Genomic DNA, 23,598 nt, shown 5'->3' with positions numbered 1-23,598 from the left:
AAAGTTATTCAGTTGTAATTAGTAATCAATCAAAATACAACTGAACCATGAAATTCACTAAGAAAAGATTTCCGATGATACTGGCAGTTACTTTCTGCTGGTTGTTTTTAACTGCGTGTAATGATGATGAGGAAATAAATCCCATTGAAGAAGATGATATTGTAGATATCGTTGTTGACAGTCCCAACTTTACAACTTTGGAGGCTGCTGTAGTCGAAGCTGGTTTAGTGGCCACTTTGCAAGGGGAAGGTCCTTTTACAGTTTTTGGACCAACTGATGCAGCTTTTGCAGCTTTTTTGCAGGATAATAGTTTAACTGCAGAGGCATTATTGTCTCATCCAGATTTGGCTGATATCCTTACTTATCATGTGCTTTCCGGAGAGGTATTCGCTTCAGGAGTAAGTGCAGGAGAGGTGTCTACTGTCAATGGAAGCAGTTTTTACGTTAGTGAGGATACTAATGGGAATTTATGGATCAATGGTAGTGCTAGAATTACTGACACAGATGTAATGGCATCGAATGGTGTTATTCACGTATTGGATTATGTGATTATTCCACCTTCCCAATCAATAGCAGAAATTGCACTAGGCTATGCTTCTGCTTCTAGTCCGGAATTCACTCAGTTGGTAGGGGCTTTGCAAAGGGCTGATTTAGTTGATGCAGTAAGTGGAAATGATGGTGATTTGACTGTTTTTGCACCAACAGATGCTGCTTTTCAGGCTCTATATGATAGTAATCCTGGTTGGAATGATTATAATGATATTCCACTTGAAACACTGACTGCTGTATTGACCGCCCATGTGGTGCCAGCAAGGGCATTTTCTCAAGATCTCCGGGATGGAGCATCTCTTACTACATTAAATGAGGCGGCTATGCTTTCAGTTGATTTAGGTGAGTTAACTGTTGGCGGAGCGTCTTTAAATACTTCTTTGTTGAATATTCACGCTACTAACGGTGTGATACATGTAATTAATAACGTGATTTTGCCTTAAAACTTTGTGTTTTGTAGATGGTGAAGAAACTGCTGGTGAGATACCAGCAGTTTTTTTGTTAAATTACACTTGGTGATTACCTAACCCCGAGTGAGATCATGAACAGTCAAATAATAAAATTGATATTTTTCTCCTTTAATATTATTGCTTTTTTGTTTTTTACGAGGCTAGTTTTTGGGCAGACTCCAAGTACTTTAATTGTTTTAAAGCCAGCATATCTAAATATAAAGCCTGATGAGTTTTATTTTAAGGAGGTGCGCAATAACCTTGGGCAAAGGACTGATATTGGTAATATTTTCACCAGTCGGGAAGCTAAAGAAACGGAGCCGCTCGGTTTGCAGGGAGGTATAGATGAATCTTTGTCAAACTATGTTTTAAGAAGTGTTCCGATTGATCGATCCCTTAGGCCAGTGGTATTGGAGGTGAATGAATGTGAAATAACAGAAATGAGATCTAGTGATGGTTTGATAGAGGGAAAGGTAGAACTTGATTTTACGTTTCAATTAGAAAACGAAGGTGCGTTAGTTCATTTATTGGATTATCAAGGTGGAGCCAAATATAAAAGGTCTTCGAATAATTATAGGGCGATTTCCTCTGCACTCCAACAATCATTGGCCAGTTCGTTGAAGTATTTCAATGATTGGGTCAATCAGGAATCCGGAAGTGATATTCGTTTCGCCAAGCAGGTGAGTTTGAGATTTAGGGATTATGAAAAGGTGGAATTGGAGGACACCGTTTTTTATCACAGAAATCATCCATTAGAATGGGAGGACTTCAGGGCCCAGCCTCATTTTGGTAGTAAATATGCAGCGTCCATATTTTCTAGTTTTGCTTGGGAGGGTAATACCGTAATTGAAGACGGTGTGGCAGTGTTAGACTTGGTCACGAAAGTGTTTATGCTTAAATCATCCTCTTGGGTAAGATCATCCAGTAAAGATGATTATGGTTTAAATCATGAGCAAAGGCACTTTGATATTACTAAAATCATTGTGGAGAGGTTTAAAGAAAAGATTAAAAAAATGGAGCTAAGTCCTGATGATTACGATGGAAAAATAGGCTATCTGTACATAGAGACATATCGGGAAATGAATCAGATGCAAGAGGCATATGACGCAGAAACCAGTCATGGTAAAAATAAAGCAGCACAGGCTAAATGGAATAAATTAATTGATGAAGAATTGTCCATGTATCTACCTTAAAGGATGTGGAAAAAAACTGTCGTTATCAGGGGCAAAGTCTGGTCCCCATATTTTAATATTGTCAAATTTCCCGGTATCATCAAATGTTCCAAAACCAATGTGTCCGTAATCAAAATGTAAATCATTGGTTTCCATGATAGGTTTTTCTATATCGTCAAAATATATTTTTATTGAACCTGAATCTATATTCCTTTCAATTCTAATTTTGTGCCATTCATTGGTGTTTCCCCAATTTATCCCTTCATTTGTCCGTTTGCCTATGGCTATTCGTGGTTCGTCATTGACCAAGAATATATTGTGTGAATGAGGGTCTGGTTTGGAAGCAATATGTGAATAATAGAAATTGCTATGGTTTTTCATGCCAAAGAAAATACAAAGGTCCCGATGTCCGTATTCCTTTCCCGTTTGTTGTAAATCTGCCTCTAATATGAAATCACCGAATTTTAGACTTTTTAGCATGGCGATATTGAACGGGGACCTCACTTTGGGTTCATAATTTCCTGCTTTATAAATTTCTAAGGATTGGTCTGAAATCCGCCAGGATGAAGCGTCAGTAGTTTCAAATTCATTAAGGGCAGTATTTGATGAAAAATCCTGCTCATAAAGTAGCTGATAATCGTCAGGGATATCTTGGCAAAAAACTTCCGTGGAAAGTAAGAAGAGAAAGAAGAGGATAGCTATGGATTTTCCTGGATACATATTGGTCTAATTTGTTTTGATTTTGGAAAGGAAACTTGACGAAAAATAGAAAAAAAAGAGCCGATCTTCAAAATGTGGAATCGAGATCGGCCTTTTTTAATAAATAACCCTAACAAACCAGATAATCTTTATCTTGTTACTAAATTCCGTAAAATAAATGTAATATGCAAATAAAACGAAAATAAATTATTTTGAATTCTTTTATATTTTCGATTTATGGGATGCTGATTCTCCTGTTTCTATAAGTTGTGGATAAATTTTTTTGAGATTATTTTCATGAATTGCTTTGAATGTAGTGATTTATCCTTGTACCAGGGATGAGGTACTTGTCTTCTTAATTTAATATGAATGTCAAGTTGATATGATAGAGACGATCGAAAGGTAATTTGTTGTATGTTCTTATTTTTTTGTTGGATTGATGATATGTACTAAAATTTTGTAAATGTTAAGAATATGAAAATATAAATGTTTTCATAGAGGGATTGTTTATTGATGATTAGCTGTGTTAATCGTAAATACTTTTGATATTGTTTGAATAATGAAACTAAATGAGTATTTTTCGAAAGTTTTTTTGATGAAAAGCAATTATTTAATTTAATCTAGGATTGAGATATGAAAAAGACAGCACAACGCCGGTCCAGAATTTTAGAAGTTTTGGATGAGCATGGCCAGGTAAATGTGAGTGAACTAAGCAAGGACCTTGGTGTAAGTGAGGTTACTATAAGAAATGATTTGGCTAATCTTGAGCGTAATAAGCTTTTAGTAAGAGCACATGGAGGAGCGTTTAAGACCAATAATATGGCCCTTCCCGTTACTGAGAAGAAAAAGATTAACCTGGACCTTAAAAGAAAAATCGGTAAAAAAGCGGTCTCTTTAATTGAAGAGAATGACTCCATAATTTTGGATTCAGGAACAACTACATTCGAAATATCCAATAACTTAGGTAAGTTCGAAAGGTTGACGGTGATCAGTAATGCTTTGGATATCGTAAATAATTTGGCTAGCTATGACAATTTAGATGTGATGATGCCGGGGGGATTTTTAAAAGAGTTTTCGATGTCTTTAGTAGGTCCAATGGCTGAAAGAAACCTAAAACAATTGCACTGTAATAAGCTTTTTCTCGGGGTAGATGGGTTTAAATCTGATGTAGGTGTATTTACCCACTATATGGAGGAAGCTTATCTGAATCAGATCATGATTGATATAGCTGAAGAGGTGATTGTGGTTTCAGATTCTACCAAGTTCAAGAAAATTGGATTGGCCTTTATTGCAGGGTTCGATAAGGTGGATAAAGTAATTACTGATGATGCCATCGATCCAGATTTTGTGAAAATGTTAGAGCGCAATAATGTGGAAGTGGTAATCGCCAATTAATTCATAAGAAGTCCCGGACGTAGTCCGGGACTTTTTTATTTCAATTTTACTTTTACTAAAAGTGGCTTGTGGTCAGAATAAGCTACATCAATGACCTTTGCCTCGATTACTTCCCAATTCGATTTTTTGGATAACCAAACATAATCTATTCTTATGCTTGGGGCATCAGTGGGGAAGGTGTTTTGTGGATTGCCAACTATTTCCGCGGCATCTATAAAGTTCTCCTTTAAGGAATCGTATGCTTTACTGTCCGGCTTGAAGTTGAGATCACCGGCAAAAAGAAAAGGATTATCAATATTGTTTTGATGTTTAAGAATAGCTTCAGATTGTGCGATTCTATTTGTTTCATATTGGTGGCATAAATGGGTTGCACCAAAAGTTATTTCTGTGCCGTCGGGCATTTTAGCAGTTGCTAAAGCCATGGTCCTTCCTTCTCCTCCTTCTGGAATGGGTAGGTCAAGTTTGCTCATTTTTGCAGGATATTTGCTTAGCAGTCCTTCTCCATAACCACCGTTGCTGAAATTGATGGCTTTGGCGAAAAATCCATACATTCCAGTTGTTTTTGCCAGTTCAGCAGTAAGGTCTAGGGCTTTCCCGTTTCGTATAGATGCGGTTCTTTGGGTTGCACTGTCTACTTCTTGCATGGCTACAAAGTCCGGATCGATATCTTTTATGAGCTGGGCAATTTCTTCCAGATTGCTTTTGCCACTTTCATAACTGTTTTCACCATGGTAGATATTATAAGACAAAATGGTGATTATCGTCTCCTTTGGTTTGCATTGAAAGCAAGCTAATGACAGTATAAGAATCAACAATAACTTGGATTGGTTTTTCATATTAAATGAATAGATTGGAAAGAGGCCGGATGTATTTTCCGGCCTAGTATTATTTATTCAATGGTTACTTCAAATTGGTTACTTTGACGACCTTCTGGAGTTACTATGATATATTTTAGCACCAGATTTTCCTGGCCTTCATTGGTGACTGGTGCCAAAATAGGTGTGCGATAAAGGTAGGCTGTTTGGTCAGCTTTATGTCCGTCTACTGTATAGTATACTTTGGCTCCCTTAACAAAAGGGATAATGGTGATTTTGTGTCTTCCTGTGTTTGTGTCTTTGCTGATATTTACTTTTGCTTCTGGTATTCTATAGAAAACATCCAGCTTTTCTAATTCGGAAAGTCTTGCTGGAAGTCTATGCTGGGAAAACTCTTCATAATTTTTTTCGTCTATATTACTCCAAGCTACTTCTGATAAGGCCAAAGCGCGCGGGAACAAATGATATTCCATTTTGTTGTTGGTTGCTATGTATTCAGTCCATAGGTTGGCCTGAACGCCAAGTACATGTTTGCTTTCCTCAGTAGTTAGGCTTTCAGGTCTTGGGGAATAGCTGTAAACTTTTTCCAGGGGAAGGAAGCCGCCGATAGCAAGGGGTTCTTGTTCTTTGTCCTCAGATTGGTAGTGGTCTATGTACATGTGGCTGTTAGGTGTCATGATGACGTCATGATTCATTTTAGCGGCAGCGATACCACCTTTTTCACCCCTCCAGCTCATTACAGTAGCATTTGGCGCAAGGCCACCTTCAAGGATTTCGTCCCACCCGATTAATTTTCTTCCATTTTTGTTGAGGAATTTCTCAATTCTGGTGATGAAATAGCTCTGTAATTCGTGTTCATTTTCCAATTTTTCTTTTTTAATAAGATTTTGGGAAATGGCCGAGGTTTTCCAATGGTCTTTTGGAGCCTCATCTCCACCGATATGGATATACTCACTTGGGAAAATCTCCATTACTTCTGTCAGGACGTCTTCTAGGAATTGGAAAGTTTCGTCCTTTACTCCATAGACATTGTAATGTACTCCCCAATAGCCAGGTACATTTGGACTGAGGTCATTGTCGTATGGCTCTCCGTTCTTTTTCATTGCCATGATGCTGCCTGCAAGAGGTTTAGTATCTTCGGGTTTGTTACCGTCCATTTCGAAACTTCCGAATTCTGGATAGGCAGCAAGTGCTGCGGAACTGTGTCCAGGAAGTTCTATTTCGGGAATTACCGTAATCATTCTGTCCGCAGCATATTTTACGATTTCTTTTGCTTCTTCTTGGGTATAGTAGCCTCCGTGTTTCTCACCATCGTAGATGAAAGGTTGGAAATCGTAATATTGTCCTATAATTGTGGAATCCCTAAATGCGGCAATTTCTGTTAATTTTGGATACTTTTTAATCTCCAATCTCCAGCCTTGGTCTTCTGTAAGGTGCCAATGCATCTTGTTGAATTTGAAATAAGCCATTAAATCAATGATTTTTTTGATTTGGTCCACAGGGAAAAAGTGACGCCCTACGTCCAGCATTATTCCCCTGTAGGCAAACTCAGGATGGTCTTGTATGCCCACTGCTGGGATGCTTAGCAGATCTGCATTTGATTCAATCAGCTGTAAGGTGGTTTGGAGTCCGTAAAATAAACCTTCCTTTCCACCGGTGATTTTGATGTTGGTTGTATTGGCTTCTAAGCTATAAGCTTCTGGTGTTTCGGTTTCCTTGTCTAGTATAAGTTCAATGGTGTTCCCTGTGAGATCCAGGAGAGAAATGTGTAATTTGAAACCGTATTGGGATTGTAGAAATTCATTGAATAGTCTAGCTGAATTCCTGCTCTCATCGTTTTTGGCTATAATTACCGTTTCTTCATTTAATACAAACTTACCGGAGTTGATGGTTGTTTTTGCCGGTTTGGGTATTACAGAGATACTTCTTTCCTGTGCTTGCAGTTTACCAATAAAAAGGGAAAGCAACAGGATAGTCCAAAATTGTTTTTTCATAATATAGTTTGTTTTATTGCTATGGATGGCGTTTGTAATACAGTACACTTTTTGTTTTTAAATAAAGTGATAATTAATATGGTCTTATCCCACTGTTTTATTTTTTCTTAAAACCAAAGGATAAAATGTGATTAATATTAGTTTTGAAAGATAATGAAAAAAAATCGAAAATTGATAAAAGGAAATAGAATGGCTGGGTTATGTTTTAGAGGAGTGTTAATGAAGTCTTGTAGGGTGGTATTGTTGTTTTGTTAATTTCTATTTGTCTAGATTTTAAGGGGTTTGATATGGTTTAGAAACTTTTTTAAACTAGGATTGGGATTTTCTTTATTCCAAACTGCGGTGATTTCTGCTCGCTGAGGAATGTCTTTTAATTCAATGAATTTCACAGCAGCATTGGTGACCTTTTGAAAGGATGTGGGTAAAAAGGTGATGCCTAATCCATGCCCTACCAAGTTAAGGACAGTGTGTCCATGAACGGTTTCATGGGCTATTTTTGGAGAGAAGCCATGGTCCTCACAGATGCTCAGTTGGAGTCTGTAATATAATTCACCATCAGATCTGGTGGGAAGGATGAATTCTTCATTGGCCAGTTGATGGATGTCTTCAAGGTTATTTTCATTGAGGGGATGGTTTTCAGGTAATACCAGGGCGAAAGATTCACGGAACACAGGTTGATGGTTTAGATTAGGGGAAGGGAATGGGTTTCTCAAAAAAGCAATATCTAGTTCCCCGTTTTGAATGGCTTCCAGTTGGGCGGAAGAGGTCATTTCATTTAGGTAAGTTAGGATATATGGATGCGCTTCATGAAGGTCGCTGAGCATGTCTGGAAGAAAGGTGTGGATACATGAACCGACATAGCCAATTCTAATTTCACCTTTTTGGCCTTCTTGTACTAACCTGGTGTGGCTCTTAACTAGCTCAAGTTGATCGAGAATCGCTTTAGCTTCAGTTTTAAAGTATTTTCCCGCTTCAGTCAGTTTAACATTTCTTTTATCTCTTTTAAGTAAACTGATGCCCAATTCTTCTTCTAAGAGTTTAATCTGTTTGGAGAGTGCTGGCTGTACAATGAATAATTTGTCGGCAGCTCGATGAAAATGTAATTCCTCTGCTAATACCAAGAAATATTTAAGTTGACGTAACTCCATATTGATTACTTTTAGTTATTAATAAGTGAATATAATACTATTTTTTATTATTAGTTTAATTATGGAGTTTTGTATGTATAGAATATAAACCCTTTTTAAATCAAGTGCTTATATGGTGGGATTGGACGCCGAAAAAATGGTATATGAAATCAGTGCCAAGCAAATCAGTTTGGAAACAATTACAGAGTTAATTGCGAGTGGTAAGCAATTGTCCTTGTCCAAGGAAATGAAAAACAGGATTAAGGATTGTAGGGCTTATTTGGATCAAAAGATTTCACAGGATGAGGAGGCGCTTTATTATGGCGTGAATACTGGTTTTGGTTATTTGCAGCATGTGAGAATAGACAGGAAGGAGATAGAACAATTGCAATACAACTTGCTTCAGTCGCATGCATGTGGGGTCGGAGAGAAGGTGCCAAAGCATTTGATTAAAATCATGTTATTGACTAAAATCCAATCACTGGCGCAGGGTTATTCGGGGGTACAATTGGAGACCTTACAACGCTTGATAGATTTTTATAATCACGATGTATTGCCAGTAGTGTATAATCAAGGATCCTTGGGTGCATCTGGTGATTTGTCTCCCCTTTCTCATTTGAGTTTACCCTTGATAGGGTTAGGAGAAGTTTATTTTAAAGGAGAGATAAAAAACAGTAGGGAGGTGCTTGCTCAATTTAGTTGGGAGCCAATTACACTTCGGTCAAAGGAAGGACTTTCCTTAATAAATGGGACCCAGTTTATGTTGAGCTATGGGGTTTATGCGGTTTCATATGCTAAAGAGTTGTTTGATTGGGCAGATCTAATTTCCGTTGTTTCTTTAGAGGCTTTTAATGGAAATGTTCAGCCTTTTGACCATTTGATCCATGCCATTAGGCCTCATAAGGGACAGGTGGAGACAGCAATGGTGATTCGTGAATATTTGGAAGGTAGTGAAATCGCACAGGCGAAGGATAAGCAGGTGCAGGATCCTTATTCGTTCAGGTGTATACCTCAGGTGCACGGGGCATCAAGGGATAGTTTGGCCTTTGTTAAGCAGACTTTTGATGTTGAAGTCAATGCTGTTACGGACAATCCCAATATTTTTCCCGAAGAAGATCAGGTGCTTTCAGGTGGTAATTTTCATGGACAGCCTTTGGCTTTGGGCTTTGATTACCTTGCGATTGCTATGGCTGAAATAGGGAGTATTTCAGAGAGGAGGACCTATCAGCTGCTTTCAGGAGCGAGAGGGCTGCCTTTGTTTCTGGTACATGATCCCGGGCTTCAGTCAGGACTGATGATACCGCAATATACAGCTGCTAGTGTCGTAAGTGAAAATAAGCAATTATGTACACCCTCATCGGTCGATTCTATCGTGTCTTCCAATGGCCAAGAAGATCATGTGAGTATGGGGGCTAATGGAGCGACGAAATGCCTCAGGGTGTTAAATAATCTTGAGAAGATATTGGCTATTGAGTTGTTGACAGCAACTCAGGCTTTGGAGTTTAGAAAGCCAGTTAAAAGTTCTCCAATAGTGGAGAAACTTGTGGCTCTCTATAGAAAAGAAGTGAGTTTTAATACTTATGACAGGGTGTTGGCCACGGATATTGAAAGTAGCATCCAGTTTATGAGGAGATGGAGATTGGATGAGATTAAATCACTTTAAAGATTAAGATGATGTCAGGTGTTATATCTAAATACTCAAAAGAGAAATACAAAACCCCTACCGGGAGTAAGTTGAATTGTAAAGGTTGGGTTCAAGAAGCTGCTTTGAGAATGTTATTGAATAATTTGGATCCCGAGGTAGCGGAAAGGCCTGAGGATTTGATTGTTTATGGAGGAAGAGGAAAAGCTGCCAGAGATTTTGATGCCCTGGATAAGATTATCAATGGGTTAAAAGTGTTGGAAGAAGATGAGACTCTTTTGATCCAGTCAGGCAAGCCGGTAGCGATAGTGCCTACACATTTGAATGCACCAAAAGTACTGATTTCAAATTCTCACTTAGTGCCTAAGTGGGCTAATTGGGATCATTTTGATAAGCTTGAAAAAGCCGGTTTGATGATGTATGGTCAGATGACTGCTGGTTCCTGGGTTTATATTGGTTCTCAAGGGATTGTTCAGGGAACCTTCGAAACGTATGCTGAGTTGGCCCGAAAGCATTTTGCAGGAAGTCTTGAGGGGACTTTAAATGTGACTGCAGGCCTAGGAGGTATGGGGGGAGCGCAGCCCTTGGCAATTACGATGAATGGAGGGGTATGTCTGGTGGCTGAAGTGGAGGAGTGGCGTATCAGGAAGCGTTTGGATACTAGGTATTTGGATTTACTGATCAAAGATCTTGATGATGCGATTGATAGAGCTCTAGAGGCAAAAAAGCAAGGGAGGGCTGTTTCGATTGGTGTGTCGGGAAATGCTGTGGATTTATTAGAAAGATTGATCGAAAGAGGGGTTGTCCCCGATACATTGACTGATCAGACTTCGGCTCATGATCCCTTGCTTGGCTATTATCCACATGGGCTTAGTGTTGAAGAAGCTAAAGTTCTGAGGAATAAAGATGAAGAGAAATATATAGAGCGGGCCTATACTTCCATGTACAGGCACGTGGAGTTGATGTTGGCGTTACAAGATCAGGGTGCGGTGACCTTTGATTATGGGAATAATTTAAGGGCAAGGGCTCAGGAAAAAGGGTTGAAAAATGCTTTTGATTTTCCAGGTTTTGTTCCGGCTTTTATACGGCCACTTTTTTGTGAAGGGAAAGGACCTTTTAGGTGGGTGGCTTTATCAGGTGATCCTGAAGATATCAGGAAAACAGATGAGATGATTCTCAAACTGTTTCCCGAAAATGAATCGTTAAGGAGGTGGATTACTTTGGCTCAGGAAAAAATTTCCTTTCAGGGCTTGCCTGCTAGAATTTGTTGGTTGGGTCAGGGAGAAAGAGAAAAGGCAGGGCTAGCCTTTAATGAAATGGTGAAAAGAGGAGTACTCAAAGCACCGATCGTCATAGGAAGGGATCATTTGGACACTGGTTCTGTAGCATCTCCAAACAGAGAGACGGAGCGGATGTTGGATGGGTCGGATGCTGTAGCTGATTGGCCGGTTTTAAATGCCTTGATGAATACTGCTGGAGGTGCAAGTTGGGTTTCTCTTCATCATGGAGGTGGAGTTGGAATGGGGTATTCCATTCATGCAGGGATGGTGATCGTGGCCGATGGAACTGATGCGGCAAATGAGCGATTGAGCAGGGTTTTGAGAAATGACCCTGGTATCGGAGTGATTCGCCATGCTGATGCTGGGTATCGACTTGCGAAGGAAACCGCTAAAAAACACGGTTTAGGTATAAATGAAAGGATTTAATGCTGATAACTAATATAAAAACCCTTTTTGGGGTAAGGGAAGAAATCAAATTTCTAAAAGGAAAGGAGATGGCAAGGTTACCAGCCATTGATAATGCTTTTTTGCATGTTGAGGATGGTCTAATTCAAGGATATGGGGCTATGGATCAGCTTGATATAAGAGAGATTCCTGGCCAGGAAATGGTAGATGCGAAGGGACAGTTTGTATTGCCTGCTTGGTGTGATGCTCATACTCACTTGGTGTTTGCCGGTAGTAGGGAAAGTGAATTTGTTGATAAAATCAAGGGGTTGAGTTATGTCGAAATTGCTCAAGCGGGTGGTGGGATATTGAACTCAGCAGTTCTTTTGCGCGACACGGAAGAAGAGGATCTGTTCCAGCAGTCATGGAAAAGGCTTGAGGCTGTAAGAGCTTTGGGAACTGGGGCGATTGAAATCAAAAGTGGTTATGGCTTGAGTGTGGAGGGAGAACTTAAAATGCTTAGGGTGGTAAAAAGGTTGAAGGAAAAATCTCCTCTCAGTATTAGGGCGACCTTTTTGGGGGCTCACGCCTATCCGCTGGAGTTTAAGAATGATCATCAGGCTTACCTCGATTTGGTTTGTGATGAAATGCTTCCGAGGGTAGCAGAGGAAGGTTTGGCGTCTTATGTGGATGTTTTTTTTGAAAAGGGTTTTTTTGATGTTGAAGCAACTAAGCGGGTAATGGATACGGCAAAAAGATACGGACTGAAAGGTAAATTGCATGCCAATCAACTGAGTAATTCTGGTGGGGTACAATTTGGGGTAGAAAATGGATTATTGTCAGTTGATCATTTAGAGGCAATTGGGGAGCTCGAGATTGAAGCTTTGCAGGGGAGTAAGACTATTCCGACTTTATTGCCATCTGCTGCCTTTTTCTTAAGGATGAATTATCCCCCAGCACGGAAGATGATTGATGCTGGTTTAGGGGTGGCATTGGCAACTGATTTTAATCCAGGGTCTTCTCCAAGTGGTAATATTCCTTTGCTGATAGCGCTTTCGTGTATTCAGATGAAAATGACTCCAGAAGAGGCGATCAATGCGATAACCATTAACGGTGCTTATGCCATGGAGTTGGAAAATGAAGTGGGAAGTATAACAAAAGGCAAAAAGGCCAATTTGATATTTACTAAGCCAATGAGTTCCCTGGCCTATTTGCCCTATTCTTTTGGGGAGAATTTGATAGATAAGGTTATGGTTGAAGGTGAGTTTTAATAGCTATATGGAGTATTTCAGGTTTTTTGAACAGGATGATATTGATAAAAGAGTGGTCAAAAGACCAGGGGAAACTAAGCTGGGAGAATGTGTCAAGCTTGGCTTTGAGGGGGACTTGGCTGTTGTTATTGGTATTCCTGAATCTATAGGTGTAGTGGCCAATTACGGCAAGGCCGGGACGGAGAGTTTGTGGCCATCATTTTTAGACAGTTTTTTGAATGTCCATCAGCAGGAAAAGTTAATGGGGAATGAGATCTCAATTTTGGGGGATTTTGATTTTTCTAGTTTGATTCCAGAGGAAGGGGTAGAGATTAAGGAGTGGAGGAAAACAGTTGAAAAAATAGATGCAGCTGTGTTTGGATTGGTTCGGGATGTTTTCCTTCAAGGGAAATTGCCCATCATAATAGGTGGAGGACATAATAATTCCTATCCTATTATTAAGGCGGCAGCTCTGGGTTTGAGTCAGTATAGGGGATGTATTGATGCCAGTGTTAATGTACTGAACTTGGATGCACATGCTGATTTTAGAAAGTGTGAAGGTAGACATAGCGGCAACGGGTTTCGGTATGCCTTTGATGAGGGCTATTTGGATAAATATGCTGTGCTCGGTTTGAGCGAGAATTATAATTCCAAGGAGATGCTGCAAGAGATGAGAGGGCAATCACGAATAGATTTTGTTTTTTGGGAGGATATTTACCTTAGGGAAGCATTAGGTTTTGAAGAGGCAATTCAAAGGGGAGTGGATTTTGTAGAGGAGAAGGAATTTGGTGTTGAGCTGGATTTGGATGTAGTGGGGAGGGTTTTGTCCAGTGCTATGGACCCTGTAGGTGTTCTTGGGGTGGATGCGAGAAAGTATGTTTATCAAGTAGCAAGGCGAGGAAAAAGTAAGGTGGCTTACTTGCATGTTTGTGAAGGTGCTACAGTTATGAGTGATGGTAAAATGGATGTGGGTGTGGCGAAATTGGTAAGTTATTTGGTTACTGACTTTGTGAAAAGTATTGGAGCTTATTGATATTTAAATGGGGAAAGAGTTTTTTGCCACTGAAAAAAATAGGCTGCCGAAATTCGACAGCCTTTATGTATTTGGGAGTTATATTCTTAGGAAATCAAGTATTTCTCAACGGGTACGTGTTCCATGTCAAATGCTTCGGCTACCGCTTTATAAACAATATCGCCTTTGATGATGTTCAGTCCTTTTGCCAATTCTTTATTTTTCTGCGCTGCTTTTTTCCATCCCTTTTCAGCAAGCTGAATAGCATAAGGCAAGGTGGCGTTAGTTAGTGCTACAGTGCTTGTGTAAGGTACTGCACCTGGCATATTAGCTACGCAATAATGTAAAACCTCGTCAATGATATAGGTGGGGTTTTCATGCGTGGTAGGCTTACAGGTTTCTATGCATCCGCCTTGGTCTACGGCAACGTCCACTAATACAGTGCCTTTTTGCATGTCTTTAAGCATGTCACGAGTGATAAGGTGAGGTGCTTTAGCTCCGGGGATCAATACTGCTCCAATGATAAGGTCGGCAGTTTTGATAAGTTCTCTGATGTTGAATTCATTGGACATTCTTGTTTTTACATTGGCTGGCATTACATCGGATAGGTAGCGCATTCTTGGCAAGGAGACATCTAGAATGGTGACATCGGCTTTTAGTCCAGCTGCCATCCATGCTGCTTGGGTGCCTACTACACCGCCTCCAAGGATAAGGACTTTTGCAGGCAGAGTGCCAGGTACACCTCCCATTAATATTCCCTTTCCGCCCAAAGGTTTCTCTAGGTAGTTTGCTCCCTTTTGAGTGGCCATTCTACCTGCAACTTCTGACATGGGCACAAGTAGAGGTAGTCCACCAGTATCTTTTTCTACTGTTTCATACGCCAGACAAACAGATTTGCTTTTGGCCATGGCTTTGGTCAGTGGTTCATGGGAAGCAAAGTGAAAATAAGTGAATAATAATTGGTCTTCTCTGATTAAATTATATTCGGGTTCTATGGGTTCCTTGACTTTGATAATCATTTCAGCAATAGCATATGTCTCTTCTATGCTTGGTAAAATCTTAGCTCCAGCTTGAGCGTACATTTCATCAGGAAAGCCGCTCCCTTCCCCCGCAGTGTGCTGAACGTAAACGACATGACCTCTTTTTACGAGTTCCTGTGCTCCAGCAGGAGTAAGGGCTACTCTGTTCTCGTTATTTTTAATCTCTTTAGGAATCCCTATTATCATAGTTTGAAATGTTTGGGTGTGCATTAATATTAGCAAATATAGTAAGGAGAAAGTAATTGGTTGTTAGATTCTTATAGTTTATTTGGGCTTAGTGATGGAAATAGATTCGAAACAGAATTAATGATTGCGTATAATTGTTCTATTGAATAAAATTCTAAACCAAATCTTTTTTTGTATTAATTATTTTGTTGGGTTTTTGGTTAAAATTGATGTTTGTTTAATGTTGTTGGGTGGGATTTTAAAATATGTTAATATTACTGCTGTTTTGTTATAATCAAAATATTATTTTATATAAAACATTTGAATGTGTGTTTTTTGAAATATTTTATGGGTTGAAAAGACTGATACTTGTCAGGTGTATTTGTTAAAACCCCAAAATTCTGTATTTTTGGAATACCTTGAAAAAACCCAAAATTGCTTTTAATTATTAAATATGCTAGAAGTGGAGACTTTACCTAAAACAAAGGTTAATATCGGATTAGAAAAAGAACAGATTTTATTTGATTATAGAATTGTCCAACAGAGCCGTCAGGCTTCCTTGATGGGAAGAAAGGAGGTTTTTATGGGCAAGGCAAAATTTGGGATTTTTGGGGATGGGAAAGAGCTTGCCCAAGTGGTGATGGCACGTTACTTTAAGGATGGTGATTTTCGTTCAGGATATTACCGTGATCAAACTTTTATGCTAGCTATTCAGGAGCTCAAAATTCAAGCTTATTTTGCGCAACTATATGCTCATGTAGATGTGGAGGAAGAGCCAGCTTCTGGAGGGAGGTTGATGAATGGGCATTTTGCCACAAGGTCCCTAAATGATGATGGAACTTGGAAAGACCTGAGGAAAATGAAGAATTCTGCAGGAGATATTTCATCTACCGCAGCCCAGGTTCCTAAGTTAGTGGGGCTAGGTTATGCTACTAAATTATTTAAGGAAAATAAAGAACTTCAAAAATTAGCGGAATTTAAAGGGCTCGGAAAAGAGGTGGCCTGGGGTACTATAGGAAATGCATCGACTGCGCAGGGGATGTTTTATGAAACCATCAATGCGGCAGGTGTGCTACAGATTCCTATGATCATGTCTGTTTGGGATGATGAGTATGGTATTTCCGTAACCAATAAGTATCAAACCACCAAGGAGAGCATTTCTGAAGCCTTGGCAGGGTTTCAGCGGGAAAAAGACAAGCCTGGTTTTGAGATTATAGTGGTGAAAGGTTGGGATTATGAAGCTTTGCATATGGCTTACCAAAAGGCAGAGCGTTTGGCAAGAGAGGAGTTTGTTCCTTGCCTGGTACATGTGGTGGAAATGACTCAGCCACAAGGCCATTCGACCTCTGGTTCTCATGAAAGGTATAAGTCCAAAGAACGTTTGGAGTGGGAAGCTCAGCATGATTGTAATCTTAAGTTCAGGGAATATATTCTGGATAACGAGCTGGCCACAGAGGAGGAGTTGGATGAGATAGATAAAGATGCTTTGAAGTATGTGCGTGAGCAGAAAGATAAGGCATGGAGGTCTTTTTCTGGTGGGATCAAAAATGAATTGAATGAGGTAGTTGGCTTGATCCATAATGCAGCTAAAGAAAGTGCACAGGGAAAGAATTTATTATTGTTGGCAGAGGACCTGTCAAAAACGTTGAATCCTATACGAAAAGATGTTATCGGAGCTGTAAGAAGGGCATTGTTTCTTATGAGGTTTGATACTTCTGATTTAAGAACTGATCTTAAATTATGGTATCAAGAGCATCTTAAGCGTAATCGGGAGAGGTATAATAGTCACTTATACAGTGAATCAGCGGAAAGTAGTCTGAAAGTACCTGAGCTGGCAGCTAAATATGATGAGGATTCAGTTACGGTTGATGGAAGGGAAGTGTTACAGGCTTGTTTTGATCAAATGTTAAGCAGGGATCCACGTGTTTTTGCTATTGGTGAGGATGTGGGGAAAATTGGAGATGTTAATCAGGCTTTTGCAGGGCTACAGGCTAAGCACGGAGAGATTCGGGTTACAGATACTGGTATAAGAGAGACTACAATCATCGGTCAAGGGATTGGAGCAGCACTTAGAGGTTTAAGACCAATTACTGAGATACAGTATTTGGATTATTTTTACTATGCCTTGATGACATTGACTGATGATTTGGCCTGTTTGCATTACAGGACCAAGGGGGGGCAGAAAGCTCCTTTGATCGTTAGGACTAGAGGTCATCGTTTGGAAGGTGTGTGGCATTCTGGTTCCCCGATGTCGGCTATTTTGGGTAGTCTTAGGGGGATGTTGGTTTGCGTACCTCGAAATATGACCCAGGCGGCAGGGATGTATAATACCTTGCTAAAAAGCGACGAGCCAGCATTAATGATCGAATGCCTGAATGCTTACAGGCAAAAGGAGAAAATGCCAACTAATGTCGGAGAATTTACTGTTGCTTTAGGTAAGCCTGAGATATTAAAAGAAGGGACAGACATTACCATAGTGACTTATGGCGCAATGTGCAAAATAGTTTTAGAGGCAGCGGAGCAACTGGAAGAATATGGTGTTTCTTTAGAGGTGATAGATGTGCAAACTTTATTGCCATTTGATATCCATCATGTTATCGTAGGTTCTATTAAGAAGACCAATAGGGTTATTTTTGCAGATGAAGATGTTCCAGGTGGAGGAACTGCTTATATGATGCAGCAAGTTTTGGAAGAGCAGAAGGCTTATTTCCATTTAGATTCCGAACCAGTGACATTGCCGGCCAAAGCCCATAGGCCTGCTTATTCCACAGATGGGGATTATTTTTCAAAGCCAAGTGCGGATGATGTGGTAGAAACAGCTTATCGAATGATGAATGAGGTTGATCCGAAAAGTTATCCAATGTGGTAAGCAGTTGATTATAGGAATGAAATAAAAAAAAGCTTCTAAAGAGAAGTTTTTTTTATTTCATTATTTGGTTCAGGGTAAAATCGGGAGTTGAGATGATATTACTTTTGTTTAATGCCCGGTCCTGAATTTGAACATTTACCCTAATGGTATCATTTCTGAATATGGGCCTCCAACCTGAAGATTGAATAGCATATTGTATCGTTCCTTCTATGGCTCTAGGGTTGTCTGAAGAAAGTATTTCAGGGAACCTACCATCAACTGTGGTATAGTAAGGAGGGTCAGACCACTTGAACTCTTCGTAATTTCCATTTCTTTTAATAAAAAATTGCATGAAAATATTGTTGTAATTTGGGTTTTGCTTTACCCATAATGTATCCTTAATCTCAATGTTATCTACAGTGGGCCTCACTGCCCAGTCAATAGGATTGTATTCAGGTGCATCAGTAGGTCGATTGGAATAGGTGATCAAATTTCCTTGGTTGTCTCTAAGGAATTCAAAAGGGTGAAAGGGAGGGTTGATGTCTCTCGAGTCTAAGCCTAAATCACCTTCAGCATCTTTGAATCTCAAAGCTATGATCAAAGAGTCGACTCCATTGTCCATTTCGACATAGGATATGTTCGAAAAGTTGATTTCTGGAACTGTAGGGAAATTGTCAGGAGGAGAAACACAGGCTCCCACAAAAAAAAATGATATCAAGACATATATATAGCTCTTTGCTCTCATATTTGCTTGTAATAGTTAATTAAATATTCCTAATCTTAAATTTGCTTAAATTTGTCCACTATAGATAATAAAACGATGAATTATTTCAAAAGTTTTTTAGAGCAATTGGAAATTCTGGACGCATCTAACTTTGATGAATTGGCTTTGGGTTTGTTTAAGTTTCAAGCGGGAGAAAATGAAGTTTACAAAGCGTATTTGGATGCTAGGGGAATTAATTCCGAAGAAGTTCAAAGGGTAGAGGATATTCCGTTTTTACCTATTGGTTTTTTTAAATCGCACCAAGTGATTTGCGGAGAGTCAGCCTTATTCAGTGACTTTTACTCAAGTAGTGGGACTACAGGGCAGATTACCAGCAGGCATTATGTATGGTCTAGTGATTTTTATTTAAACCATGCAGAGACACTTTTTGAGTCTTTTTATGGTGAGTTAAGTGATTTTCATGTGTTGGCACTATTACCTGCTTACTTGGAGAGGAAGGGGAGTTCTTTAGTTGCCATGGCCGATCATTTTATTAAAAAATCCAATTCAGATCAGTCCGGATTTTATTTATATAATTATCAAGAGCTCATAGAGAAACTTCAGTATTTGAAATCGGTCAATGATGGTAAGAAGGTGTTGCTTTTGGGAGTGACTTTTGCCTTGCTGGATTTGGCGGAGCGGTATGAAGAGAAGTTTCCGCAAATGAGCAATTTGATTGTTATGGAAACTGGAGGGATGAAAGGTCGTCGCAAGGAAATGATCAGGGAAGAGGTGCATGATATATACAAAAGTGCTTTTAAAGTTGATCCAATTCATTCTGAATATGGGATGACGGAGCTAATGTCACAGGCATACTCAAAAGGTAATGGAAAATACCTGCTTCCTAGGTCTATGAAAGTTTTTCTAAGGGACGTAAACGATCCCTTGTCCTGGAGTAAAAAGGCTCAGGGAGGAGTTAATATCATTGATTTGGCCAATTTTCATTCCTGTGCTTTTATAGAGACACAAGATTTGGGAAGGTTTGATGAAGATGGAATGCTGGAAATCCTTGGACGATTTGACAATAGTGAAGTGAGGGGCTGTAATTTAATGGTCAATTAATTTTGTATTCCTTACATAAATAATAATATTTGGTTTAGATCAAATATTATTATCATGAGAAAACTAGCAGCAGTTATTTTAGCTTCTTGCCTCTTGGCTTTGGGAGCATGCGCCTCAAGTAAACCTTGTCCAGCATATGCAAAGGCAATGGAAAGCCAAGAAGTAAAAGGATAAAAAAATACGCTGATTTTAATAGTCAGCGTATTTTTTTATGTCCTCTAATGTGATTGTTTGGTTACATAAGATCACTAATCTCTCTACGACATTCCTCAATTCTCTGATATTACCTGTCCAAGGAAATTGCTGAAGTTGCTTTATGGCTTCTTTTTCTATGGATTTTTTAGAAGTGCCATATTCTTTGGCAATATCATCCAAGAACCTGTCTACCAATAACGGGATATCTTCTTTTCTGTCTTTGAGCGCAGGGACCTGGATTAGAATAACACTTAATCGGTGGTAAAGGTCTTCTCTGAAATTATTTTCTTCGATTTCCCTTTTGAGGTCCTTGTTTGTGGCTGCCAATACCCTGACATCAACTTTAATGTCCTTGTCGCCTCCTACTCTAGTGATTTTATGTTCTTGGAGTGCCCTTAATACTTTGGCTTGAGCAGAAAGGCTCATGTCGCCTATCTCGTCCAGGAAAATAGTACCTCCATTGGCCTGTTCAAATTTACCTTGGCGCTGTTTATTGGCTGAGGTAAAGGCTCCTTTTTCATGTCCAAATAATTCACTTTCTATCAATTCTGAGGGAATAGCAGCACAGTTTACTGCTATAAAAGGAGCGTTGGAGCGATTGCTTTTTTGGTGAAGCCAGTGTGCTACCAGTTCTTTTCCCGTTCCATTTGGACCTGTGATAAGAACCCTGGCATCTGTAGGAGCTACCTTTTCAATGGTTTCCTTCACTTGGCTGATGGCTTCTGATTCACCTACCATATCCAGTTTTTTGGAAAGCTTTTTCTTTAGGACTTTGGTTTCTGTCACGAGGTTGTTTTTATCCAGTGCATTTCTTACTGTCAGTAATAACCTGTTCAGGTCCGGAGGTTTGGGGATGAAATCAAAAGCCCCTTTCTTGGTGGCTTCAACCGCCGATTCTATGGAACCGTGTGCAGAAATCATGATAAACTGGGGTTGTTTATCCATTTTGCTGACCTTGTCAATTACCTCCAGCCCATCCATTTTGGGCATCTTAATGTCACATAATACAAGGTCAAAGTCTTGGCTTTCGATCATTTTGAGTCCTTCAACTCCATCTTGAGCCTCAAAAATCTCATAATTTTCGTATTCTAAAATTTCCTTAAGGGTCGATCTGATGACTTTTTCATCATCAATAATCAAGATTTTCTGCATACAAATTATGTTTAATAAAAGTAAAAAGTGCAAGTCTATAAGCCGGGTTCTGTAACCATCAAAAGATGGTTCTTGTCATTTATCTGGTCCTGACTTCGCAATCAGGATCTATCGATCTACCCACCTCGGTTTCCGGCAATGACAGAAGCCATTCCAGATTGAACGAGCAGCTCTTGGACCGGGGCCTATTTGATCTTTCAACCCATAAGGTTTACCATGCAACTTCGGTCACCCGAAGCCCGGTGGGCTCTTACTCCACCTTTTCACCCTTATCCACTGCAGCGGACGGTTTGTTTTCTGTGGCACTATCTGTGACAAAGCCGTCGCCAGCTTTGCCCCTTCCCGTTAGGAAGTATGGCGCTCTATGTTGCCCGGACTTTCCTCCCTAACTACCTCTTGGAGAGGTAATCATGGCGACAAGCTGACTTGCACAATGCAAATTACGGGATTTCCCATGATATTTTTGAACTAAAAGCAGTAATTGTACCAATTAGGATCATAATACCTATTAGTTTTCCTAACTTTGTGCTAGTAAAAGGGAGAGTTATGATATTAATAGGAAACGCAGTACTTAGTGATGATCTAAAAGAGCATTTCTTTGTGTGTAATTTGGAGAGATGTAAAGGGGCTTGTTGTGTGGAAGGAGATGCAGGAGCGCCATTGGATGATGAAGAAACGGCTATTCTCGATGAAATCTATCCTAAGGTGAAAAAATACCTTACCGAGGAGGGGAGAAGGGTCATCGAGGAGCAAGGTACTTGGGTGTACGATATGGAGGGAGATAAAGGCACTCCAACCGTTGGGGAAAATAAGGAGTGCGCATATGCGATCAAAGATGATAAGGGGATTCTTAAATGTGGTATAGAAGAGGCTCATATTAATGGGGAGATAGACTATAAGAAGCCTATCAGCTGTCATTTATATCCAGTTAGGGTGACCAAATATGATGAATATGACGCTTTGAATTATGATCGATGGGATATTTGCAGTCCTGCTTGTGGTTTGGGTAAGGAGTTGAATGTTCCTATTTATAAGTTTGTGAAGGATGCGTTGATCCGAAAATATGGTGAGGCATGGTACGAAGAGTTGGTGCTGGATATTGAAGGAGAAAAGGAATAAAGCTTATTTTGAGATGACCTATTTTGTCCCGAAAAGTAGGTCATCTTTTTGAGCTGCTTTATAGCGATAGTCTTTTTTTATAATTCTTCTGATTCCCTCTAGATAGGAGGTGGGCTTGAAAAAAAAGAGCTCTTCGAATTTTTTACTATCAAATACATAAGGCTGTTCATATTGATAAAGCATTTCATTGAGCTCTCTCATAAAGGGAACAAAAATTTCGGATATATTGAAAATCCATTTTGGAATGGTCTGGTAGTGGGGACTTACCGACATTTCTTTGGCTACCATATGAATCCATTCTTTTCCTGAGGGTGGATTAGGGGCAGTAGGAAGGTGCCATACTTGGTTGAAAGCGTCGGGTGTATTCCCTAGCATTGCAGTGGCTTTTCCTGCATCAGGAGTGTAAGTAAAGGAATGTGGGCAATGGCTGTTGCCGAACCATTTGGCAGATTTGCCTTTAGAAAGAGGTTTGAAAACCATTTCTGTCATAATGCTTTTCATTGGGGTTGATGGTCCATAGAAGTCAGCCGACCGGGCTATTAGTGCATTAAGTTTTTTCTTGGCCGTTGCTTCCATTAGCTTTTCGGCTATTAGAGCCCTTACCTTGCCTTTTTTACTGACGGGAAGTACTGGGGTTGATTCGGTCATATGACCTATATGAAAGGTGTCATACATGTAGACATTGTCAAAAAATACTAATTTTATGTTTTGTTCTGAACAGGTCTTTATGACGTTGTTCATGATTTTTGGCCAAGCTTCTTGCCAAATCCGGGTTTTATAGGGGAAACCAATAGTTAGATAAGCTATTGAAGAGCCATTTAGTGCTTTTTGAGTTTCTTTAATGTCTAAAAGATTGGCAGGAAAAACTTCATCACCGGTATTGACCAATTTGGGATGTCTACTCACCAAGCGGATTTTCTTGGTATAAGTGGTGAGTTCCTGTGCCAATTGGGTTCCAATTATTCCTCCTGATCCAAGTATAGTTTGCATAGGCGGTAAAATTTAATGTGATGAATATTCAATATACTTTAAAAAATGGCAAGAATCTTTAAGGAGGTCTATAAATTATGGTTTGGCTTTTGGGGAATTAAATATTATTTGTCTGTCAAGAAAATATTAAGCTTTGGAATTAAAGGTATGAAAGTCTGATTTTAAGGTATGATTCAAAGCATTTATCAACTGGATTTTTTGAATACATTTTATTTATTAGATTGGGTGAGGAAAGTTTTATGTAGAAGTTTCATAGGAGAAACCATGCGTGTAGAAAAGAGCTTATTTGATAGATGAATTATTGACTACTGGGGATGAAATTGGAGGATCAATAATTTCAATTTTTGAGATTGAATTTTTACATCCTACGTTTTTGTAGCTTAATGCTAAGTGAATACAATGATTTGAATAGTTTCAATACCCATTGATTGATGAATATGTCTGATTCATTTACGAATTTGGTTCGCTTGTTTTTTTATATTTTAAAACAATAAAA

At 39.4% G+C, this 23,598-nt stretch carries 18 protein-coding genes and 1 other RNA gene; 10 read left to right on the top strand and 9 right to left on the bottom strand.

What is annotated here, in order from left to right; translation table 11 throughout:
- Nucleotides 1–47: 47 nt before the first annotated feature.
- Nucleotides 48–992, top strand: coding sequence for a fasciclin domain-containing protein (locus tag KZP23_RS01000; protein ID WP_226334322.1), 945 nt, complete (start codon nt 48–50; stop codon nt 990–992).
- A 98-nt stretch (nt 993–1,090) separates the two neighbouring features.
- Nucleotides 1,091–2,191, top strand: coding sequence for a hypothetical protein (locus KZP23_RS00995; RefSeq protein ID WP_226334321.1), 1,101 nt, complete (start codon nt 1,091–1,093; stop codon nt 2,189–2,191).
- Here KZP23_RS00995 and KZP23_RS00990 read toward each other — a convergent pair.
- Nucleotides 2,183–2,890 (bottom strand): hypothetical protein, encoded by a 708-nt coding sequence (locus KZP23_RS00990; protein ID WP_226334320.1) that lies wholly within the window; start codon nt 2,888–2,890, stop codon nt 2,183–2,185. The two genes, KZP23_RS00995 and KZP23_RS00990, sit on opposite strands and share 9 nt — an antisense overlap.
- 612 nt (nt 2,891–3,502) lie before the next feature.
- Here KZP23_RS00990 and agaR point away from each other — a divergent pair.
- The gene (gene agaR / locus KZP23_RS00985) at nt 3,503–4,264 is read left to right on the top strand and encodes a transcriptional repressor AgaR (RefSeq protein ID WP_226334319.1); all 762 of its coding nucleotides are present in this window, start codon (nt 3,503–3,505) and stop codon (nt 4,262–4,264) included.
- A 35-nt stretch (nt 4,265–4,299) separates the two neighbouring features.
- Here the strand turns inward: agaR and KZP23_RS00980 are convergent, their stop codons facing one another.
- From KZP23_RS00980 to KZP23_RS00970, 3 genes are all read right to left on the bottom strand, one after another.
- Nucleotides 4,300–5,100, bottom strand: coding sequence for an endonuclease/exonuclease/phosphatase family protein (locus tag KZP23_RS00980; protein ID WP_226334318.1), 801 nt, complete (start codon nt 5,098–5,100; stop codon nt 4,300–4,302).
- Nucleotides 5,101–5,153: 53 nt separating this feature from the next.
- Nucleotides 5,154–7,073: a beta-N-acetylhexosaminidase gene (locus KZP23_RS00975; protein WP_226334317.1), complete on the bottom strand. Its 1,920-nt coding sequence runs from the start codon at nt 7,071–7,073 to the stop codon at nt 5,154–5,156.
- 266 nt (nt 7,074–7,339) lie between these two features.
- Nucleotides 7,340–8,221 carry a LysR substrate-binding domain-containing protein gene (locus KZP23_RS00970; RefSeq protein WP_226334316.1) on the bottom strand — a complete coding sequence of 294 codons (882 nt, stop codon included), beginning with the start codon at nt 8,219–8,221 and terminating at the stop codon, nt 7,340–7,342.
- Nucleotides 8,222–8,333: 112 nt separating this feature from the next.
- On the opposite strand from KZP23_RS00970, the gene hutH reads away from it, so the two are divergent.
- From hutH to KZP23_RS00950, 4 genes are read left to right on the top strand one after another with little or no spacing between them, the layout of a single operon-like run.
- Complete coding sequence (gene hutH, locus KZP23_RS00965; protein WP_226334315.1) at nt 8,334–9,863, top strand: histidine ammonia-lyase; 1,530 nt, start codon at nt 8,334–8,336, stop codon at nt 9,861–9,863.
- Between the two features lie 11 nt (nt 9,864–9,874).
- Nucleotides 9,875–11,548, top strand: a complete 1,674-nt coding sequence (hutU, locus tag KZP23_RS00960; protein ID WP_226336458.1) for a urocanate hydratase — start codon at nt 9,875–9,877, stop codon at nt 11,546–11,548.
- Nucleotides 11,548–12,777 (top strand): imidazolonepropionase, encoded by a 1,230-nt coding sequence (gene hutI / locus KZP23_RS00955; protein WP_226334314.1) that lies wholly within the window; start codon nt 11,548–11,550, stop codon nt 12,775–12,777. The genes hutU and hutI overlap by 1 nt, the downstream gene beginning before the upstream one ends.
- Nucleotides 12,767–13,789, top strand: a complete 1,023-nt coding sequence (locus KZP23_RS00950) for a formimidoylglutamase (protein ID WP_226334313.1) — start codon at nt 12,767–12,769, stop codon at nt 13,787–13,789. Before hutI ends, KZP23_RS00950 begins: the two co-directional genes overlap by 11 nt.
- A gap of 86 nt (nt 13,790–13,875) precedes the next feature.
- On the opposite strand, the gene ald is transcribed toward KZP23_RS00950, so the two are convergent.
- Complete coding sequence (gene ald / locus KZP23_RS00945; RefSeq protein WP_226334312.1) at nt 13,876–14,994, bottom strand: alanine dehydrogenase; 1,119 nt, start codon at nt 14,992–14,994, stop codon at nt 13,876–13,878.
- A 433-nt stretch (nt 14,995–15,427) separates the two neighbouring features.
- Between ald and KZP23_RS00940 the strand changes: the two genes are divergently transcribed.
- Nucleotides 15,428–17,842: an alpha-ketoacid dehydrogenase subunit alpha/beta gene (locus KZP23_RS00940; RefSeq protein WP_226334311.1), complete on the top strand. Its 2,415-nt coding sequence runs from the start codon at nt 15,428–15,430 to the stop codon at nt 17,840–17,842.
- A 52-nt stretch (nt 17,843–17,894) separates the two neighbouring features.
- On the opposite strand, the gene KZP23_RS00935 is transcribed toward KZP23_RS00940, so the two are convergent.
- Nucleotides 17,895–18,566: a hypothetical protein gene (locus tag KZP23_RS00935; protein WP_226334310.1), complete on the bottom strand. Its 672-nt coding sequence runs from the start codon at nt 18,564–18,566 to the stop codon at nt 17,895–17,897.
- A gap of 75 nt (nt 18,567–18,641) precedes the next feature.
- On the opposite strand from KZP23_RS00935, the gene KZP23_RS00930 reads away from it, so the two are divergent.
- Nucleotides 18,642–19,646, top strand: coding sequence for an acyl-CoA synthetase family protein (locus KZP23_RS00930; RefSeq protein WP_226334309.1), 1,005 nt, complete (start codon nt 18,642–18,644; stop codon nt 19,644–19,646).
- Nucleotides 19,647–19,835: 189 nt separating this feature from the next.
- Here the strand turns inward: KZP23_RS00930 and KZP23_RS00925 are convergent, their stop codons facing one another.
- The gene (locus tag KZP23_RS00925; RefSeq protein ID WP_226334308.1) at nt 19,836–20,993 is read right to left on the bottom strand and encodes a sigma-54-dependent transcriptional regulator; all 1,158 of its coding nucleotides are present in this window, start codon (nt 20,991–20,993) and stop codon (nt 19,836–19,838) included.
- 22 nt (nt 20,994–21,015) lie between these two features.
- An RNA gene (gene rnpB / locus KZP23_RS00920) (RNase P RNA component class A) lies at nt 21,016–21,426 on the bottom strand.
- A gap of 113 nt (nt 21,427–21,539) precedes the next feature.
- On the opposite strand from rnpB, the gene KZP23_RS00915 reads away from it, so the two are divergent.
- Entirely contained in the window at nt 21,540–22,112 is a 573-nt protein-coding gene (locus tag KZP23_RS00915) for a DUF3109 family protein (RefSeq protein ID WP_226334307.1), read from the top strand.
- 18 nt (nt 22,113–22,130) lie between these two features.
- Here KZP23_RS00915 and KZP23_RS00910 read toward each other — a convergent pair whose 3' ends face one another.
- Nucleotides 22,131–23,102 carry an NAD-dependent epimerase/dehydratase family protein gene (locus KZP23_RS00910; protein WP_226334306.1) on the bottom strand — a complete coding sequence of 324 codons (972 nt, stop codon included), beginning with the start codon at nt 23,100–23,102 and terminating at the stop codon, nt 22,131–22,133.
- Nucleotides 23,103–23,598: the final 496 nt, after the last annotated feature.

Origin of the sequence: Echinicola marina (assembly GCF_020463795.1) — a bacterium.
Lineage (GTDB): Bacteria > Bacteroidota > Bacteroidia > Cytophagales > Cyclobacteriaceae > Echinicola > Echinicola marina.
Note: the sequence above shows the minus strand (reverse complement) of the source record. Positions and strands in the feature narration are given on the sequence as shown.

Excerpts from the sequence above, each read along its gene's own strand:
- KZP23_RS01000 (WP_226334322.1), top strand. The coding sequence starts at position 48 with ATGAAATTCACTAAGAAAAGATTTCCGATGATACTGGCAGTTACTTTC.
- KZP23_RS00995 (WP_226334321.1), top strand. The coding sequence starts at position 1,091 with ATGAACAGTCAAATAATAAAATTGATATTTTTCTCCTTTAATATTATT.
- KZP23_RS00990 (WP_226334320.1), bottom strand. The coding sequence starts at position 2,890 with ATGTATCCAGGAAAATCCATAGCTATCCTCTTCTTTCTCTTCTTACTT.
- agaR (WP_226334319.1), top strand. The coding sequence starts at position 3,503 with ATGAAAAAGACAGCACAACGCCGGTCCAGAATTTTAGAAGTTTTGGAT.
- KZP23_RS00980 (WP_226334318.1), bottom strand. The coding sequence starts at position 5,100 with ATGAAAAACCAATCCAAGTTATTGTTGATTCTTATACTGTCATTAGCT.
- KZP23_RS00975 (WP_226334317.1), bottom strand. The coding sequence starts at position 7,073 with ATGAAAAAACAATTTTGGACTATCCTGTTGCTTTCCCTTTTTATTGGT.
- KZP23_RS00970 (WP_226334316.1), bottom strand. The coding sequence starts at position 8,221 with ATGGAGTTACGTCAACTTAAATATTTCTTGGTATTAGCAGAGGAATTA.
- hutH (WP_226334315.1), top strand. The coding sequence starts at position 8,334 with ATGGTGGGATTGGACGCCGAAAAAATGGTATATGAAATCAGTGCCAAG.
- hutU (WP_226336458.1), top strand. The coding sequence starts at position 9,875 with ATGTCAGGTGTTATATCTAAATACTCAAAAGAGAAATACAAAACCCCT.
- hutI (WP_226334314.1), top strand. The coding sequence starts at position 11,548 with ATGCTGATAACTAATATAAAAACCCTTTTTGGGGTAAGGGAAGAAATC.
- ald (WP_226334312.1), bottom strand. The coding sequence starts at position 14,994 with ATGATAATAGGGATTCCTAAAGAGATTAAAAATAACGAGAACAGAGTA.
- KZP23_RS00940 (WP_226334311.1), top strand. The coding sequence starts at position 15,428 with ATGCTAGAAGTGGAGACTTTACCTAAAACAAAGGTTAATATCGGATTA.
- KZP23_RS00935 (WP_226334310.1), bottom strand. The coding sequence starts at position 18,566 with ATGAGAGCAAAGAGCTATATATATGTCTTGATATCATTTTTTTTTGTG.
- KZP23_RS00930 (WP_226334309.1), top strand. The coding sequence starts at position 18,642 with ATGAATTATTTCAAAAGTTTTTTAGAGCAATTGGAAATTCTGGACGCA.
- KZP23_RS00925 (WP_226334308.1), bottom strand. The coding sequence starts at position 20,993 with ATGCAGAAAATCTTGATTATTGATGATGAAAAAGTCATCAGATCGACC.
- KZP23_RS00915 (WP_226334307.1), top strand. The coding sequence starts at position 21,540 with ATGATATTAATAGGAAACGCAGTACTTAGTGATGATCTAAAAGAGCAT.
- KZP23_RS00910 (WP_226334306.1), bottom strand. The coding sequence starts at position 23,102 with ATGCAAACTATACTTGGATCAGGAGGAATAATTGGAACCCAATTGGCA.